This is a genomic window from Desulfobulbus elongatus DSM 2908 (assembly GCF_000621145.1).
Classification (GTDB): Bacteria; Desulfobacterota; Desulfobulbia; order Desulfobulbales; family Desulfobulbaceae; genus Desulfobulbus; species Desulfobulbus elongatus.
The window spans coordinates 32,594-48,501 of sequence record NZ_JHZB01000030.1; the positions used below are offsets into that span (position 1 = coordinate 32,594).

Consider the following 15,908-nt stretch of genomic DNA (forward strand, 5'->3'; position numbering starts at 1 on the left):
TTGCCCACCTCTTTCGTGCCTGAACATGACGAATAAAGAGATCATTGTCCGCCTGATGGCGGTGCTCAAGCCCTATACGGCCAAAATGGCGATCGCCATGGCGTCGATGGTCGCGGTCGGGGGCTTCAACGCGGTGCAGGCCTATCTGGTCAAACCCCTGCTGGATGAGATTTTCATCAAACAGGATGCACACCTGCTGAATTTGCTGCCGCTGGCCCTGCTTCTGGTCTTTTTCATCAAGGGGATCTTTTATTTTCTCCATTCCTATTTCCTGGAGATGGTGGGGCAGTGCGTTATCAGGGATTTGCGCACCCAGGTCTATGACCACATCATGGATCAACCCCTGCGTTTTTTTCACAAAACGCCGACGGGTGAGCTGATCTCCAGGATCATCAACGATGTCAGCATCGTCCAGAACTCTGTTTCCTATACCCTGATCCGCTCCCTGCGGGATCTCTTTTCGGTGTTCGGTCTGTTGGGGGTGATCTTTTACATGGATTGGCGCCTGGCGCTCATTTCCCTGGTCTTTCTGCCCATGGCCGCAGTGCCGATCATTGTCTTCGGCCGGAAATTCAGGAGGATCAGCACGAATTACCAGGTGAAGCTCGGCGAGGCCACCAGCCAGTTGCACGAGACCATCGCCGGGGTGAGCATCGTCAAGGCGTTTTGCATGGAACCGTTCGAGAAAAAACGGTTTGCCAAGCGGATGCAGAACATCATGAACATCCTGCTTTCCGAGACGTGGTACAACAGCCTGTCGCATCCCTGCATAGAAATACTCGCGGGCCTCGGCATGGCTATCATCATCTGGTTCGGCGGCGGTCAAGTCTTGGCGGGCCATTCGACGCCGGGGGCGTTCATGGCCTTTCTCACCGCCCTGCTCATGCTGTACGAACCGGTCAAGGGGGTGAGCAAGGTCAATTCCAACATCCAGCAGGGCGTTGCCGCCGCGCACCGCATTTTCACCCTGCTGGATGTCGGCTCCGACATCAGGGAAGCGCCCGGCGCCCCGGACATGCCCCCGTTTCGCCGGCAGATCGAGTTCGCCGACGTCACCTTCGGCTACGAGCACGATATCCCGGTGCTCCGGCAACTCACCTTCCGGGTGAACCGGGGCGAGGTGCTCGCCGTGGTCGGGCCGAGCGGCGGCGGCAAAACCACCCTGACCAATCTGATGCTCCGCTTCTACGATGTCGATGCGGGGCGCCTTTTGATCGATGGCGTCGATGTCCGCACCTACACGCTGGCCTCCCTGCGCCGCCAGATCGCCGTGGTCACCCAGCAGACGATTCTGTTCAACGACACGGTGCGGAACAACATCGCCTACGGCCGCGACGACTGCTCGGAGGAGGAACTTCTGGCCGCGGCGCGGGCGGCCTACGCGCTCGACTTCATCACGGCCCTGCCGCAAGGGTTCGACACGGTGATCGGCGAATCGGGCTCGCGGCTCTCGGGCGGGCAACGGCAGCGGCTCTCCATCGCCCGGGCGCTCCTCAAGGACGCCCCCATCCTCATCCTCGACGAGGCGACCTCGGCGCTCGACAACGAGTCTGAGCGCGAGGTGCAGCAGGCTCTGGACAACCTGATGCACAACCGCACCACCATCGTCATCGCTCATCGCCTGTCGACCATCCAGAACGCCGACCGGATTGTCGTGCTGAAAGAGGGCCGGTTGGCGGAAGAGGGCAGGCATGGCGAGCTGCTCGCCCTCGGCGGCGAGTACAGTTTCCTCTATAACCTCCAGTTCGCTGGCGATGCCAACAAGGAGCAGGAATAATGCAGCGGCGAATGGAGCAGGTGTGCCTGTGGCTGCACATGGCGCTCGCCTTTTTTCTTCCTCTTTCGACCTCGGCCGTCAGCGTGGCGGCGTGCCTCATCCTGCTCTGTGGTCTGCTTGAAGGAAGGTATGCCGAGAAGTTGCGGGAGATGGCCGCCAGCCCGCTCGGTCGCGCGGTCCTCGTCTATGCCGTGGTGCTGCTCCTCGGTTTGTGCTGGACCGAATCCCTTCAGGATGGCCTGGCCGTCATTCGCAAGCAGTGGAAGGTGATGCTGGCGCCTTTTCTGCTCACAACCATCCGCTGGGAATGGCGGCAGCGGTATGTCGTCGCCTTCATCGCCGGGGTGACCGCCACCATGCTCGCCGTTTCGCTGGATCAATTCGACTTGTTGCAGAAGGGCTTGTCCGAGGATGAACTCTTCTTCCACACCCTGACCATCCAGTTGCAGTACACGCCGATGCTGGCCTTTGCCATCTATCTCCTGGCGCATCAACTCCTGTGGGGCGGGAAAAACGGCTGGCAATGGTGGGGCCTGCTGGCCTTTGCCGCTCTTCTGACCGTTCACCTGTTCACAACGATGGGGCGGGCGGGGCACTGCGCCTTTTTCGTGCTGATGGCCGTGCTGCTGTTTCAGTATTACCGGAAGAATGTGCTCAGGGCCGGCCTGATTGCCGCGGTGCTCTTTCCGCTTGTTTTTACGGCGGCCTATCGTCTGAGCCCGGTGTTCCAGGGGCGCATGGACGCGATTGTCGAGAATATCCGGACTTTCCGCGACAACCCCAACACTTCTGTCGGCCTGCGCCTGCACTACTGGACGATCTCGTGGCAGATCATCAGACAGTCACCCTGGATCGGAGTGGGGACCGGCGATTTCGCCTCTGCCTACAGCGCGATGAACGAGAGCGTCTCGCCCGGCGTGCCGACGACCAACAACCCGCACAACCAGTATGTTTTTCTTACGGTGCAGCTCGGCGTCCTCGGGCTGTTGAGCCTGTTGGGCCTGTTGTTCGTCCATTTCCGTCGGGCCGGTCGGATCGTGGACGGCTGGGAAAGGATCCGCCTCGCCTTTCCTGTCTTTTTCATGGTGATCATGTGCTTTGAATCCTATCTCAATCTCGTCGGCACCGGTTTCCTCTTCTCCCTGATGAGCGCGATCCTCTTCAAGAATCCCCAGCCGCTCAGACCGGCCGTCACCCAGGGGGAGGTGCCCGCCACAACCCCGATGGTCCAGGAGGCGTGAGGCCGGCGCGGCCCGCCGCCGGCCCTGCGGATTGTCGTATGGACGACCGACTCGACGGCAAACGAATCCTGCTGATCAAGCAGAGTTCGCTGGGGGATGTCATCCACGCCCTGCCGGTGGCGCATGCATTGAAACGCTGCGCGCCGTCGTGCCGCATCGGCTGGGTGGTGGAAGCGGCGTTTGCCTCCCTTGTGGCGCGCGATCCGGCGGTCGACGAGGTCTATCCCATTCATGTGCCCTCGACCAGCGATCCTGATGCCACCAGGGGTGCCTATTTCCGCGCCTGCACCGCCACCATCGGCGTGCTGGCGCGCTTGCGCGCCGCCTTCCGCCAAGCCCCCTACGATTGGGTGCTCGATCTCCACGCCTCCTTTCGCAGCGGCCTGTTCGCCCTGATGAACCCCGGCGGCGTGCGGGTCGGGTTCGGCGATGCCAGGGAGTTGAACACCCTGTTTCAGCACCGCCTGCTCACGGTGGCGTCCGGGCCCATGCACGCGGTGGACAAGAACCTGCTTTTCTGTTCGTTTTTTGGTTGTTCCGCCAGGGAAGAGGATTTGTATCTGGTCACCGACCGGAACGACGAGGACCAGGCCGAGGCGTTCCTGCGGGCATCCGGGATCGGTCCGGAACAGCGCTTCGTCTACGTCAATCCGGCCGCGCGCTGGCAATCCAAGTTCTGGATCGCATCGCGCTGGAGCGCGCTCTGCGACCTGCTGGAGTCAGCCGGGGTGCGGACCGTCTTCGGCGGCAGTCCCGGCGATCGCGCCCACATCGAGACCATCGTGACAGACATGCGCCATGAACCGGCCGTTGCCGCCGGCCGCCTGAGCCTGATGGCCTCGGCCGCCCTGATGAAAAAGGCGGCGGCCTATGTCGGGGTTGATACCGGGCCGATGCATATGGCCGCCATGGCGGGCACGCCGGTGGTGGCCCTGTTCGGCCCCACCCATCCGGAGCGGGTGGGACCGTATGGGATGCACAACGCGGTCATTCAGGCGGAGGGGCTCGATTGCCTCTGCTGCCGGAAACGGGTCTGCGCCCAGCAGCGGTGCATGGAGGGGATTACCGTGGAGAGGGTCTACGATCGGGTCATGACCCTGATCGGGGAGGTCACTCCTCGGTGACGCGCGGCAGCGGCGGGGAGGGCGGCGGGGTCCAGCGGGAGCGCAGCTCGTGGAACTTGGCGTACTTGTAGAAGGTGCCCTCGAAGTTGTACAGGGCGATGATGAAGCCCGGCCAGCCGTCGAGAATGCCCCGTTTGAGGAAATACATGTGACAGAAGGACCAGATGCCGTGGGCCAGGGCGGTCCACAGTGAGCAATTGCCGCGACCGGTCAGGGCCAGCTTGTCGGCCCCGAGGGTGGAGTATTTGTTGGCCTTGTGCAGCAGCTCCTCCAGCCGTTTGAAGGGAAACTGCCAGATCGCGTGACGCAGATAGCCCACCGGCCGGTTGGTGACCACGCTGAATTCCTCGTGCACCGGGTCGTCTTCCTTGAAGACCAGGGCGCCTTTTTTAAACAGCTGGGGCTGGCGGTAATCGGGGTAGAACCCGGAGTGGCGGATCCAGCGGCCCATGAAGAAATTCCGGCGGGGGACATAGTAGGCGTCGGCTCTCGGGTCGCGGAGGCAGGCCAGGATCTCGTCCCGCGCCTCGGGCGTGCAGCGCTCGTCGGAATCGAGCGAGAAGATCCAGTCGTGGGTGCAGGCGGCCATGGCCCGGTTGCGCAGGTCGCCGAATCCCCGAAAGGGAATCTGCACCACCCGGGCACCCAGTTCCTCGGCCAGGGCGGCGGTGTTGTCCTGGCTGTGGGAGTCGGCCACCACGATCTCGTCGGCCCAGAGCACCGAGCGGATGGCATCCTGGATCTTGTCGGCCTCGTTGTAGGCGATGATGTAGACAGAAACCTTGTTCATGCCTGGCGCACCACCTGCGGCGGACGGACTTTGGTGGCGCTGGCGAGTTGGACCACGATGCGGTCGGTCTTGTGGAGCCGCTCTACCAGGGTCCGGAACAGATGCCTGGAGACGTCCGGATACTTCTCGATCAACTCCGCCAGCTTGTTGCCCGGATAGCGTTTGATGGTGCACCGGCCCACCGAAATGATCGAGGCGGAGCGCGGCTCGTCCAGGATGGCGGCCATCTCGCCGAAGTATTCACCCGGCTCGGTGATCTCGGCGATCTTCTTGCCGGAGCGGAGCACGGCCACCTTGCCCCTGATCAGCTTGAAAAAGTCCTTGTCCTTGTTGCCTTCCTGAATCACCACGTCACCGTCCTCGTATTCCTCCACGTCCGGATTGACTAGATAAGCGGGCAGACTGTCCTCGTGGGCCACCGTCCGCTTCAACACCTCCTCCAGGCTGGTGATGCCTTCGCGGGCCTTTTGCAGGCCAGCCTCGCGGAGGGTGTACATGCCTTCCTGCATGGCCACCTTGCGCAGCTGCTCCTCGGAGACCTCGGCCTGGATGGCCTGGGCCACCGCTTCCGTCACCTCCATCAGCTCGAAGAAGCCGACCCGGCCCTTGTATCCGAGGCCGTTGCATTCCGGGCATCCCTTGGCCTTGAACAGTTTGAGTTCGTCCAGCTCGCTTTCCTTGAACCCGGCGTTCAGCAGCGTCTGCCTGTCGTATTCGGCTGGCATCTTGCATTTCGTGCAGAGTCGCCGTCCCAGGCGCTGGGAAAGCACCATGGTGAGCGAGGAGGCCAGGATGTACGGCGGGATACCGATATCCACCATACGGCTGACCGTGGCCGGCGAGTCGTTGGTGTGCAGGGTGGAGAACACCAGGTGGCCGGTCATGGCCGCCTTCATCGCGATTTCGGCGGTTTCGATGTCGCGGATCTCGCCGACCATGATGATGTCCGGATCCTGGCGGAGAAAGGCCTTCAGCGCCGCGGCGAAGGTCATGCCGACCTCGGCGTTGACGTTGACCTGGTTGATGCCCTTGAAGTTGAACTCCACCGGGTCTTCCGCGGTGAGGATCTTGATGTCCTCGTTGTTGAGTGAGTTCAGCGCGGAATAGAGAGTCACGGTCTTGCCCGAACCGGTGGGGCCGGTGACCAAAAGCAGGCCCTGCGGCCGGTTGAGGCACCGTCTCAGGGCGGCGAAGGTGTTCTTGGTGAATCCGAGCTTGGTCAGGTCCACATTGAGGGAATCCTTGTCCAGGATACGCAGGACGATGCCCTCGCCGTGGAGGAGCGGCAGGGTGGAGACGCGGAAGTCGACCGCCCGGTTGCGGCCCAGCCGGATCTTGATGCGGCCGTCCTGGGGCACCCGCCGCTCGGTGATGTTGAGGCCGGCGAGAATCTTCATTCGGGCGGCCATGGCGTTCTTGATGGTCAGCGGCAGATTCATCGACTTGAACAGCGAGCCGTCCTTGCGGTAGCGGACCTGCATGGTCTTTTCGAAGGGCTCGATGTGAATGTCGCTGACGCCCTCGTGCACCGCCTTGACCAGAATGCCGTTTACCAGCTTGATGATGGGCGCGTCCGAGGCGGAAAACTGTTCGTAGGCGTTGTCGTCGGTACCGCCGCTATCGAACTCGAAATCCTCGGCGGCGTCGGACACCAGGGCGCCGAAGTCATCGACCTGACTGACCGTGTCCTCTTCGGCCTCGGCCTCGGATTTGAAGAAGGACTGATACTCCTCGTCGCTGATATGATAGTATTTTTTGTACGCCTCGATGATGTCCTTGGCAGTGGACACGCAGACGTTGAGATGTTTCTGGACAATGTCCTGGAGCTGCTCGACCTCCACCGTGTCGGTGGGTTCGGTCATGGTCACCTGCAGGGTGTTGCCGGCCAGCCGGAGGGGCAGGCACATGAACTGCCTGGCGGTTTCGTAGGGGACCAGTTGCAGGGCTTCCTTGCTCGGCACTTCCTGGTCGAGCGCGACCAGGGTGTAGTTGTGCATGCGGCTGAGGAAGTTGGGGATGGTGTCCCGTTCGATGACGCCGCTTTCCAGCAGAATCCGGCTGAGCCGTTCGCCGGTTTTTTTCTGGATCGCCTTGGCTTCCTCAAACTGGGTCAGGGTGATGTAGCCGGCCTTGCTCAGCAACTCGCCGATCTTGAGCCTGCCGGCACCCGATTGGTCCTTGACCGTCTTTTTCAGCGAGCCTTTCTGGGCGTCTGGCGCGGATTGTCCTGGTTTGAGAGCCATGGGTGCACTGATGTCCCTGCGAGAGGAATGGAATGTGGTGATTTCGCAGTATTGTATAGCAAATAAAAAAACGGGTCAAAAAAGAAGAAACATTTTCAAAAAAGAGGGCCCGGCGGAAAAAACGGCCGGCGCTGGTCGTAGGGGGCGACGAACCGGCCGCGGCCGTCTTCTTTCTTCACGGATCAGGAAAAGATGGCAGGATAACGCTGCCGCAGGGCCTCGGCAAGAGGAATCATCACCTCGCGCATCGAGGGCTCGGCGGCGGGCGAGGTGCGGAGGGAGAGGATGTGGCGCCATTCGAGGAGGTTGGCGTAGACGATGATTTCGGTCTTGCAGGAATTGGGCAGCACGGTGCGGGCCGCCTGGGGCGAGGAGGTCTCGAGCAGGCGGAGATACCGGGCCTCCATCATCTCCATCGACTGCCGCCAGAGGGCGAATTCCTCGCTGTCTTCCTCGAAGAAGACCGGTTTGATGAAGGTGACCTCGTTGCCGAACTTGTCGGCGGAATAGCGGCAGTAGCGCTGGCTCTCCTGGAGGAAGGTGCAGGGCCGGTGGCGGACCAGTTCATGGGTAACCGCCCGGTTGACGATGAACCTGACCGCCAGGAACCGGTGTCTGGCGTGCATCGGCGGAGCGAGCCGGTCCACGGCGGCGAGGCCCATTTTCTCGATGGTTACCCCGACGGCGCGCTCCGGGTCCGCCGCCAGCGGCAGCGTCTCGAAGAAATAGGGGTGGCGGCTGTCGAGGAACCGGACAATGGCCAGGGAAATGGCATCGTCGGGGTGGAAGAGCAGCATCTCGCGAAAGGCGCGAACCGAGCCGGTGATCAGCAGTTGCCTGTCATCCAGCCGGTCGATGTGCAGAAATTTGGGCTGACGGAAAAAAAGGGCCTGGATGGGCTCCGGCGTGGCACAGGTGGCGATCAGCGTGGTCACCCCCATCTCCAGGACGGAATTGTGCCCGTTCTCCGCCATCTTCCTGACAAAGGGGATGGCCGAGCCGCTGTCGATCCGGTTTTCGCTTTTGTAGCAGATCCGGCCGCAGTATTCGATGCGAACCGGAAGGGATTGCTGGTCAAGTTCATCTAAGATGGTGAAGCTTGGGGCAATGATGCGCATGGCGGCTCGACGGGAAGGGGTTGTGAGGAAAGGCGCCGCCGGCCGGAACGCGGCGGCGCCACAGGACGGTGGCCTATTTGTCTTCCCAGAAGGGAGACAGGGCCCGCAGTTTGGTGATGATGTCGGGCATCCTGGCCAGCACGAAATCGACCTCCTCTTCGGTGTTGTAGATCGAGAGGCTGAAGCGGATCGAACCGTGCGCCGCGGTGAACGGCACGCCCATGGCGCGGAGCACGTGGGACGGCTCCAGGGAGCCGGAGGTGCAGGCCGAGCCGGAGGAGGCGCAGATGTTGAGCTGGTTCATGTGCAGGAGGATGGCCTCGCCCTCGACATACTCGAAGCTGATGTTGGCGGTGTTGGGCAGGCGTTGGGTCGGATGTCCGTTGCGCAACGCCTTGGGCACCGTGCTCAGCAGTCCTTGTTCCAGCTTGTCGCGCAACGCCCGCACCCTGGTGTTCTCCTCCTCCATTTTCTCGGCCGCCAGGGCGCAGGCCCGGCCCAAGCCGATGATCGAGGCCACGTTTTCGGTACCGCCCCGGCGGCCGTGCTCCTGGTGGCCGCCGTTCATGAACGGGATATAGGGCGTGCCCTTGCGGACATAGAGCACGCCGATCCCCTTGGGGGCATGGAGCTTGTGGCCAGAAAGCGAGAGAAAATCGATGGCCGTTTCCCTGAGGTTGATCGGCACCTTGCCGACTGCCTGCACGGCATCGGTATGAAAGAGGACGCCCCGCTCCCTGGCGATCTGCGCCATCTCCTCCACCGGGAAGAGCACGCCGGTCTCGTTGTTGGCCCACATCACGCTGACAATGGCGGTGTCGTCGGTGAGGCTTTCCCGGTACCGCTGCATATCCAGGGTGCCGTCGGCGGCGACCGGCAGGCGGGTGACGTGGTATTTGCGGCCGGTGAAGATTTCCAGGTTGTCGCAGAGGTTCTTCACCGCCGGGTGCTCCACCCTGGTGGTGATCACATGGTTTTTCTCCGGGAAACTCTGGATGGCGGAGAGAATGGCGGTGGAATCGCTCTCGGTGCCGCAACTGGTGAACACGATCTCGCCGGGATCGGCGCCGAGCAGATCGGCGATCTGCTGGCGGGCCTGGCTGATCGCCTGGCCGACCTGGCCGCCGAAGGTATGCATGGAGGAGGGGTTGCCGTAAAACTGGGTCAGGTAGGGCATCATGGCGTCCAGCACCTCGGGGGCGATCCGGGTGGTGGCGTTGTTGTCCATGTAGATGACCTGCTCGGGTAGCACCGCCATTACTTGTCCTCCTCGACGATCAGGCTTTCCAGAACCTGTTCGCGCAGCTTTCTCTCCACGTATTCTTTCAGGGTGGTCCGCGACGAATGGCAGTTGGCGCAGGAGCCGCGCAGCGACACGGTGACGAAATCGCCGTCCACGTCGATCAGGCGGATGTCGCCGCCGTCCTTTTTCAGGGTCGGTTTGATCTCCCGCTCGACGACCTCCTCGATCTTCTTGATCTTTTCCAGGGTGGTCATGCGTTTTTTCTTGGCCACGCCCGTGGGCTGGCCGGCTTCCCCGGCCATCGTCTCGGTGAGCAGCGCCCGCAGTTTGCCCTCGCACTTGCCGCAGCCGCCGCCGGCCTTGGTGAAGTTGGTGATGTCCTCCACCGAGGTCAGCGCATTTTCCCGGATGGCGCGGATGATCTCCAGGTCGGTGACGCCGAAGCATTCGCACACCACCTCACCCTGCGCCATGGGCAGGATGGCGCCGGTATAGTCGGCGATGGCCGCCTCCAGGGCCTCGCGGCCCATGACCGAGCAGTGCATTTTTTCCTTGGGCAGGCCGCCCAGGGCCCTGGCGATGTCGTCGTTGGTCAGCCTCTTGGCGTCCTCCAGCTTCATGCCCTTGAGCATCTCGGTGAGCATCGAGGAGGAGGCGATGGCCGAGGCGCAGCCGAAGGTCTTGAATTTGGCGTCGGTGATCACCTGGTTCTCGTCGACCTTGATGGTCAGCCGCAGGGCGTCGCCGCAGGCGATGGAGCCGACGTTGCCCACGCCGTCGGCATCCTCGATCTCGCCGACATTGCGGGGGTTGATGAAATGGTCCTGAACTTTATCGGTATATTCCCACATGGCAAATCTCGATGGTGATGGGTTGTCGATGCGTGCAAACCCCTTGTTGTCCGAGGGAACAGGGGGGCGAATTCACCTTGCTACATTAGGGCAAGAGTCCTGTTTCGGCAAGCATCGATTTGGCACTTTTTACCAGCAGCACGGTTTCCTCCCGGCTCCTGGCCTCGACGTAAAACCGGACCTTGGGCTCGGTGCCCGAGGGGCGGATCATAATCCAGGAACCGTCGTCGAGGATCATCTTGCGGCCGTCGATATCGATCACCTCGGTGATGGTCCGCTCGCCCTCGCCGACCCGGATCGTGCTGCCCGGTCCGTAGGCGCGCAATTTGTCCAGGCTGCACAGCAGGGCCTCGCCCTGCTGGGAGACGGCGACGCCGTCGCGGTCGGGATAGTAGTGGCCGAATTGATCCTCGATGTCGGCGAGGTACTGGCCCAGCGGCTTGTTCAGGGTAAGCGTCATGTCGATGGCCAGGATCAGGCCGATGAAGGCGTCCTTTTCCGGGGTGTGGCCGATGATGGAAATACCGTCCGATTCCTCGAAAAAGACCAGGGCCCGGTCGATCACCGGCTTGAACTCCTTGAAGCCGACCCTGGGCTCGAACACCTCCTCGCCCAGCTGGGCGGCCAGGGCGTTGGCCAGGTTGCTCGTGGCCACGGTCTTGGCGACCATGCCGCGCTTGCCCTTGATTTCGTGGAGGAAATGGTAGGCCATCGCCCCGAACTGGTTCATCGAGATCTCGACGTCGCCGTCGGTGAAGCGGATGCGGTCGCCGTCGGGATCGATGATCGCCCCGATCTTGAGCGGCTCGGGCCGGGCCGCGAGCGCGGCCAGCACCGGCCGCATGTTGGCCGAGGACGGTTCCGGCGCGATCCCGCCGAAGGTGGGGTCGGCGGTGGCGCGGAGCAGGGTCAGCCGCTCGGGCGGCGGATTGTCCAGGAGCCGGGCCAGATAGGTGCGGGCGGCGCCGTGGACCGCGTCGACGCACACGGTCACCCTGCTGTTCGCCGCCAGCCCGGCCAGCAGCCGGTCGTAGTCGATGCCGTGGCGCTGGACGTTGTTGCGGACCAGGTGCTGCCAACTGGCCAGGGCGTCTTCGGGGACGAGGCCCGGCTGCTTTTCCAGGGGCCTGTTGACATCGAGTTCGGCCGGAAGAAGGTCTGCGCGGCCCGATGCCATGTACTCCCCGGCCAGGCGGGTGATGGTGTCGGTGAGGATCGGCGCGGCCGGACCGCCATCGGCGGCGTTGTACTTGAAGCCGCCGTACTCCAGGGGATTGTGGCTGGGCGTGAGGTTGATGGAGAAGGCGGCCCGGCGGACCAGGACCGAGGCCGAAAGCGCGCCGGTGGTGGCTTCGCCGGCGTAATAGACGCGCACGCCGTTGGCGCAGAGGACGTCAATCGCCGCCCGGGCCAGCAGCGGTCCGCCGAAGCGGTTGTCGAAGCCGACCACGCAGCCGCGCAGCCGCATCTCGGCGAAACCGGATACGCCCAGGGCCTGCCGCAGCGCCTCGTTGCGGTCCGCCTCCTTATACATGCCGAGGATGGCCGCGGTGACCGTTGCCACCGAACGGACAAACAAATCCTTGCCCAGCGTGCCCCGCCAACCCGAGGTGCCAAAGGCCACGGCTTTGGCGGGCGCGCCGGTGCGGGTCCGCATTTCGTCCTCGATCAACTGATAGATCCGGTCGATTTCGGTCTGCCACGGCACCCGGTCCGCAGGCGACGCGGCCGCGTTGCGCCCCGCGACCAGCCGCTTGATCGCCTCGAAATAGCGGCTTTGCTCATGGTTTCCGGTGACAATGCAGTCGGTGCTGATGGCGGCAATCTCGTGGGCGATGGTCATGGCGGCTCCGTTATGCAACACCTGCTTGATAGGAAAAAAACAAATATATTCCGTCAATATAGCCCGCCGGGCCGATCTTGGCAAGGCTGCGGGGGCGGTGCCTGTCTGTGGTCCCGGCAGGGCAGGCCCACGGGACGTTTCGGTTGACCGGGAGACGTTTTTTTTTTACAATTAGTATCTTACAAACCAATTTTACGCCGGTTGCCGACAACGGGGGTTGCCGGGCGGGCCCGGCCCAGCCGACGGTTTTCTTTGCGAGGGGGTAGGTGATGAACAACACGCACGAAACAGCGCTCATTCTCTGGTTTGACGAGATCGGCATCGAGGATGTCCCGCGGGTGGGCGGCAAGAACGCCTCCCTGGGCGAGATGCACCAAAAATTGACCTCCAAGGGGGTGGCGGTGCCCAACGGTTTCGCCATCACCGCCTACGCCTACCGGTATCTGCTGAAGGAAGCCGGGTTGGAGACCGCCATTCGCGAGGCACTGGCCGGCCTTGATACCGGCGATCTGTACAATCTGCAGGAGCGCGGCGCCAAAGCCCGCGAAATCGTCCGTACCGCCGAGTTCCCGGCCGATCTGCGCCAGGCGATTCTCGACGCTTACCGGAAAATGGAGGAGGACTACGGCCCCGAGGTCGATGTCGCCGTCCGCTCGTCGGCCACCGCCGAGGACCTGCCCGACGCCTCCTTTGCCGGCCAGCAGGACACCTACCTCAACATCCGCGGTCCGGAGGCGCTGATCGACGCCTGCAAGCGCTGCTTCGCCTCCCTGTTCACCGACCGCGCCATCTCCTACCGCCACGACAAGGGTTTCGGCCAGTTCGACGTCTACCTCTCCATCGTGGTGCAGAAGATGGTCCGCTCCGATTCCGCCTGCTCGGGCGTGATGTTCTCCATCGACACCGAATCGGGCTTCAAGGACGCGGTCTTCCTCACCGGCGCCTGGGGCCTGGGCGAAAACGTGGTCCAGGGCGCGGTCAATCCCGACGAGTACTACGTGTTCAAGCCGGCCCTCAAGGAGGGCAAGCGGCCCATTGTCGGCAAGCGGGTGGGCACCAAGGAAATCAAGATGGTCTACAACACCGATCCGGGTGCCGAGGAGCCGGTGAAGAACGTGGCAACCACGCCGGCGGAACGCGGCTCCTACATCTTAAGCGACGACGAGATCCTCCAGTTGGCGCGCTGGGCCTGCATCATCGAGGACCATTACGGCCGGCCCATGGACATCGAATGGGCCAAGGACGGCGACGGCGCGGCCGTGGGCACGGGCACCCTGTTCATCGTCCAGGCCCGGCCGGAGACCGTGCATTCCCAGGCCAGCAAGCGGACCATGGAGACCTACGTGCTCAAGGAAAAGGGGGCCCTTCTGGCCAGCGGCCAGGCGGTGGGCGCCAAGATCGGCCAGGGCGTGACCCGCGTCCTCCGCAATGTCGGCCAGATCCACGACTTCAAGCCCGGCGAGGTGCTGGTCACCGACATGACCGACCCGGACTGGGAACCGATCATGAAGACCGCCGGGGCCATCGTCACCAACCGCGGCGGCCGCACCTGCCACGCGGCGATCATCTCGCGCGAGCTGGGCATCCCCTGCGTCATCGGCACCGAGAACGGCACCCAGGTCATCGAGAACGGCCAGCAGGTGACGGTCTCCTGCGCCGAGGGCGAGACCGGCCATATCTACGAGGGCCTGCTCAAGTTCCAGATCGAAACGCTCGATCTCGACAACATCCCGCCCACCCGCACCAAGGTGATGATGAACGTCGGCTTGCCGGAAAAAGCCTTTGTCGAGAGCCAGTTGCCCAACGAGGGCGTCGGCCTGGCCCGCGAGGAGTTCATCATTAACTCGCACATCGGCATCCACCCGCTGGCCCTGATCAACTATGAGAAGCTCAAGGAGCAGGCCGAGAACGACGACGAGATCTTCGATATCGTCCAGGACATCGACGACCGTACCTCGGCCTACCCCACCGACAAGCGCCAGTACTTCATCGACAAGCTGGCCGAGGGCGTGGGCCGGATTGCCGCCGGCTTCCATCCCAAGGACGTGATCGTCCGCCTGTCGGACTTCAAGTCCAACGAGTACGCCAACCTGATCGGCGGCCATCTTTACGAACCGGAAGAGTCCAACCCGATGATCGGCTGGCGCGGGGCGTCGCGCTACTACGATCCGCGCTACCGGGCGGCCTTCGACCTGGAGTGCAAGGCGCTGTTGAAGGCGCGGGGCGAGATGGGGCTGACCAACATCAAGCTGATGGTGCCCTTCTGCCGCACCCCGGAAGAGGGGCGCAGGGTCATTGAAGTGATGCGGGAAAACGGGCTGGTGCAGGGCGAGAACGGCCTGGAGGTCTACGTGATGTGCGAGATCCCGTCCAACGTCATCGCCGCCGACGCCTTCTGCGACGTGTTCGACGGCTTCTCCATCGGCTCCAACGACCTGACCCAGCTGACGCTCGGCCTGGACCGCGACTCCGACCTGGTGGCGCACATTTACAACGAGCGCAACGAGGCGGTCAAAACCCTGATCAAGATGGTGATCGCCACCGCCCGGCGGCGCGGCCGCAAGATCGGCATCTGCGGCCAGGCGCCGTCGGATTTCCCGGACTTTGCCACCTTCCTCGTGGAGGAGGGGATCGATTCGATCAGCCTGGTGTCGGACACGGTGGTCAAGACCCGCCTGGCCATCGCGGCCAAGGAGCGTGAACTGGGCATTGCCCCGTAACGCTTGGCCAAGCGGTTGAAGGCGACAAAGCCGGCGGCTCCTAGTGGTGCCGCCGGCTTTGTTTTACGGTTTGCTTTCCTCCAGCGGTTTGGCCTCGTCGATCAGCATGATCGGGATGCCGTCGCGGATCTCGTAGCGCAGCCGGCAGGCCCGGCAGACAAGGCCGTTTCCCTCGGGGGTCAGTTCCACCGGCCCCTTGCATTGGGGGCAGGCCAGGATGTCCAGCAGTTCTTTCTTGATCATCGTCGTGTCCTGGTGTGCGGGTGAAAGGCGCCGTTCCGGCGGCCGTTCCGAACGGATGCCGGAGCCGGCCCGGCTCTTCGCGGGCGGGGCGCCCATTGCCATCGGCACAGGTTGTATCCGGTTGCGCGGTTTTTTTCATGCCGGATGTGGGATGGCCGTCGAAAAAGTTTTTTTGCCGGCTGCGGGCGCAGTGCATCGGGCCGATTCCCGGTGGCGGGAAGAGGCAAAGATGCCTATAATACCCGGCTCAGGCCCGATGCGGCGTTTTTACGGTAGGGAAAGAACAATCAGGGACGAGCGGCACGCGGAACATGACGGACAGCGCGCGAAAAAATATCATTCCGGTAGAGGATGCGGTGGGGATGGTGCTGCCGCACGACATCACCGAGATCGTCAGGGACGAGTTCAAGGGGCGGGCTTTCCGCAAGGGGCATATCATTCGGGCGGAGGATGTGGAGCATCTCCGCCGGCTGGGCAAGGACCATGTGTATGTCTTGCAGTTGGGTCCGGACGAGATCCACGAGAACGAGGCGGCCCTGCGGATGGCCGAGGCCCTGGCCGGCAGCGGCATCGAGTATTCTACCGAGATCGTCGAGGGCAAGGTCAGCCTGACCGCGGCCATGGACGGGCTGTTGAAGGTCAACCGGGAGGCACTCTACCGGTTCAACCTGCCGGGGGAGGTGATGTGCGCCACCCTGCAGGACAACACCCCGGT

The 15,908-nt window shown here is 63.0% G+C and carries 12 protein-coding genes; 5 read left to right on the forward strand and 7 right to left on the reverse strand.

Features of this window, described 5'->3' with window-relative positions:
- The first annotated feature begins 25 nt into the window (after window positions 1–25).
- The 3 genes from msbA to Q362_RS0113715 are packed head-to-tail and all read left to right on the forward strand — an operon-like array spanning window position 26 to window position 4,142.
- Window positions 26–1,777, forward strand: a complete 1,752-nt coding sequence (gene msbA / locus Q362_RS0113705; RefSeq protein WP_028319155.1) for a lipid A export permease/ATP-binding protein MsbA — start codon at window positions 26–28, stop codon at window positions 1,775–1,777.
- Window positions 1,777–3,018 carry an O-antigen ligase family protein gene (locus tag Q362_RS0113710; RefSeq protein ID WP_028319156.1) on the forward strand — a complete coding sequence of 414 codons (1,242 nt, stop codon included), beginning with the start codon at window positions 1,777–1,779 and terminating at the stop codon, window positions 3,016–3,018. Before msbA ends, Q362_RS0113710 begins: the two co-directional genes overlap by 1 nt.
- Before the next feature lie 38 nt (window positions 3,019–3,056).
- Window positions 3,057–4,142, forward strand: a complete 1,086-nt coding sequence (locus Q362_RS0113715) for a glycosyltransferase family 9 protein (RefSeq protein WP_028319157.1) — start codon at window positions 3,057–3,059, stop codon at window positions 4,140–4,142.
- Here the strand turns inward: Q362_RS0113715 and Q362_RS0113720 are convergent.
- From Q362_RS0113720 to Q362_RS0113745, 6 genes are all read right to left on the reverse strand, one after another.
- On the reverse strand, window positions 4,129–4,932 hold the full coding sequence (locus Q362_RS0113720; RefSeq protein ID WP_028319158.1) for a glycosyltransferase family 2 protein: 804 nt from the start codon (window positions 4,930–4,932) through the stop codon (window positions 4,129–4,131). The two genes, Q362_RS0113715 and Q362_RS0113720, sit on opposite strands and share 14 nt — an antisense overlap.
- Complete coding sequence (gene pilB, locus Q362_RS0113725) at window positions 4,929–7,175, reverse strand: type IV-A pilus assembly ATPase PilB (protein ID WP_035216800.1); 2,247 nt, start codon at window positions 7,173–7,175, stop codon at window positions 4,929–4,931. Before pilB ends, Q362_RS0113720 begins: the two co-directional genes overlap by 4 nt.
- Window positions 7,176–7,357: 182 nt before the next feature.
- A complete protein-coding gene (locus tag Q362_RS0113730; protein ID WP_028319160.1) occupies window positions 7,358–8,293 on the reverse strand; it encodes an FAD-dependent thymidylate synthase in 936 nt (311 codons plus the stop codon).
- Window positions 8,294–8,366: 73 nt separating this feature from the next.
- The gene (nifS, locus tag Q362_RS0113735; RefSeq protein WP_035216803.1) at window positions 8,367–9,551 is read right to left on the reverse strand and encodes a cysteine desulfurase NifS; all 1,185 of its coding nucleotides are present in this window, start codon (window positions 9,549–9,551) and stop codon (window positions 8,367–8,369) included.
- Window positions 9,551–10,387 carry a Fe-S cluster assembly protein NifU gene (gene nifU / locus Q362_RS0113740; RefSeq protein ID WP_028319162.1) on the reverse strand — a complete coding sequence of 279 codons (837 nt, stop codon included), beginning with the start codon at window positions 10,385–10,387 and terminating at the stop codon, window positions 9,551–9,553. The genes nifS and nifU overlap by 1 nt, the downstream gene beginning before the upstream one ends.
- Before the next feature lie 85 nt (window positions 10,388–10,472).
- Window positions 10,473–12,230 carry a phosphohexomutase domain-containing protein gene (locus Q362_RS0113745; protein WP_028319163.1) on the reverse strand — a complete coding sequence of 586 codons (1,758 nt, stop codon included), beginning with the start codon at window positions 12,228–12,230 and terminating at the stop codon, window positions 10,473–10,475.
- A gap of 269 nt (window positions 12,231–12,499) precedes the next feature.
- On the opposite strand from Q362_RS0113745, the gene ppsA reads away from it, so the two are divergent.
- Window positions 12,500–14,950: a phosphoenolpyruvate synthase gene (gene ppsA / locus Q362_RS0113750; protein WP_028319164.1), complete on the forward strand. Its 2,451-nt coding sequence runs from the start codon at window positions 12,500–12,502 to the stop codon at window positions 14,948–14,950.
- A 63-nt stretch (window positions 14,951–15,013) separates the two neighbouring features.
- On the opposite strand, the gene Q362_RS0113755 is transcribed toward ppsA, so the two are convergent.
- Window positions 15,014–15,193: a Trm112 family protein gene (locus Q362_RS0113755; protein ID WP_028319165.1), complete on the reverse strand. Its 180-nt coding sequence runs from the start codon at window positions 15,191–15,193 to the stop codon at window positions 15,014–15,016.
- A gap of 311 nt (window positions 15,194–15,504) precedes the next feature.
- Here Q362_RS0113755 and Q362_RS0113760 point away from each other — a divergent pair.
- A partial coding sequence (locus Q362_RS0113760; RefSeq protein ID WP_028319166.1) for a hypothetical protein occupies window positions 15,505–15,908 on the forward strand: 404 nt, incomplete at its 3' end.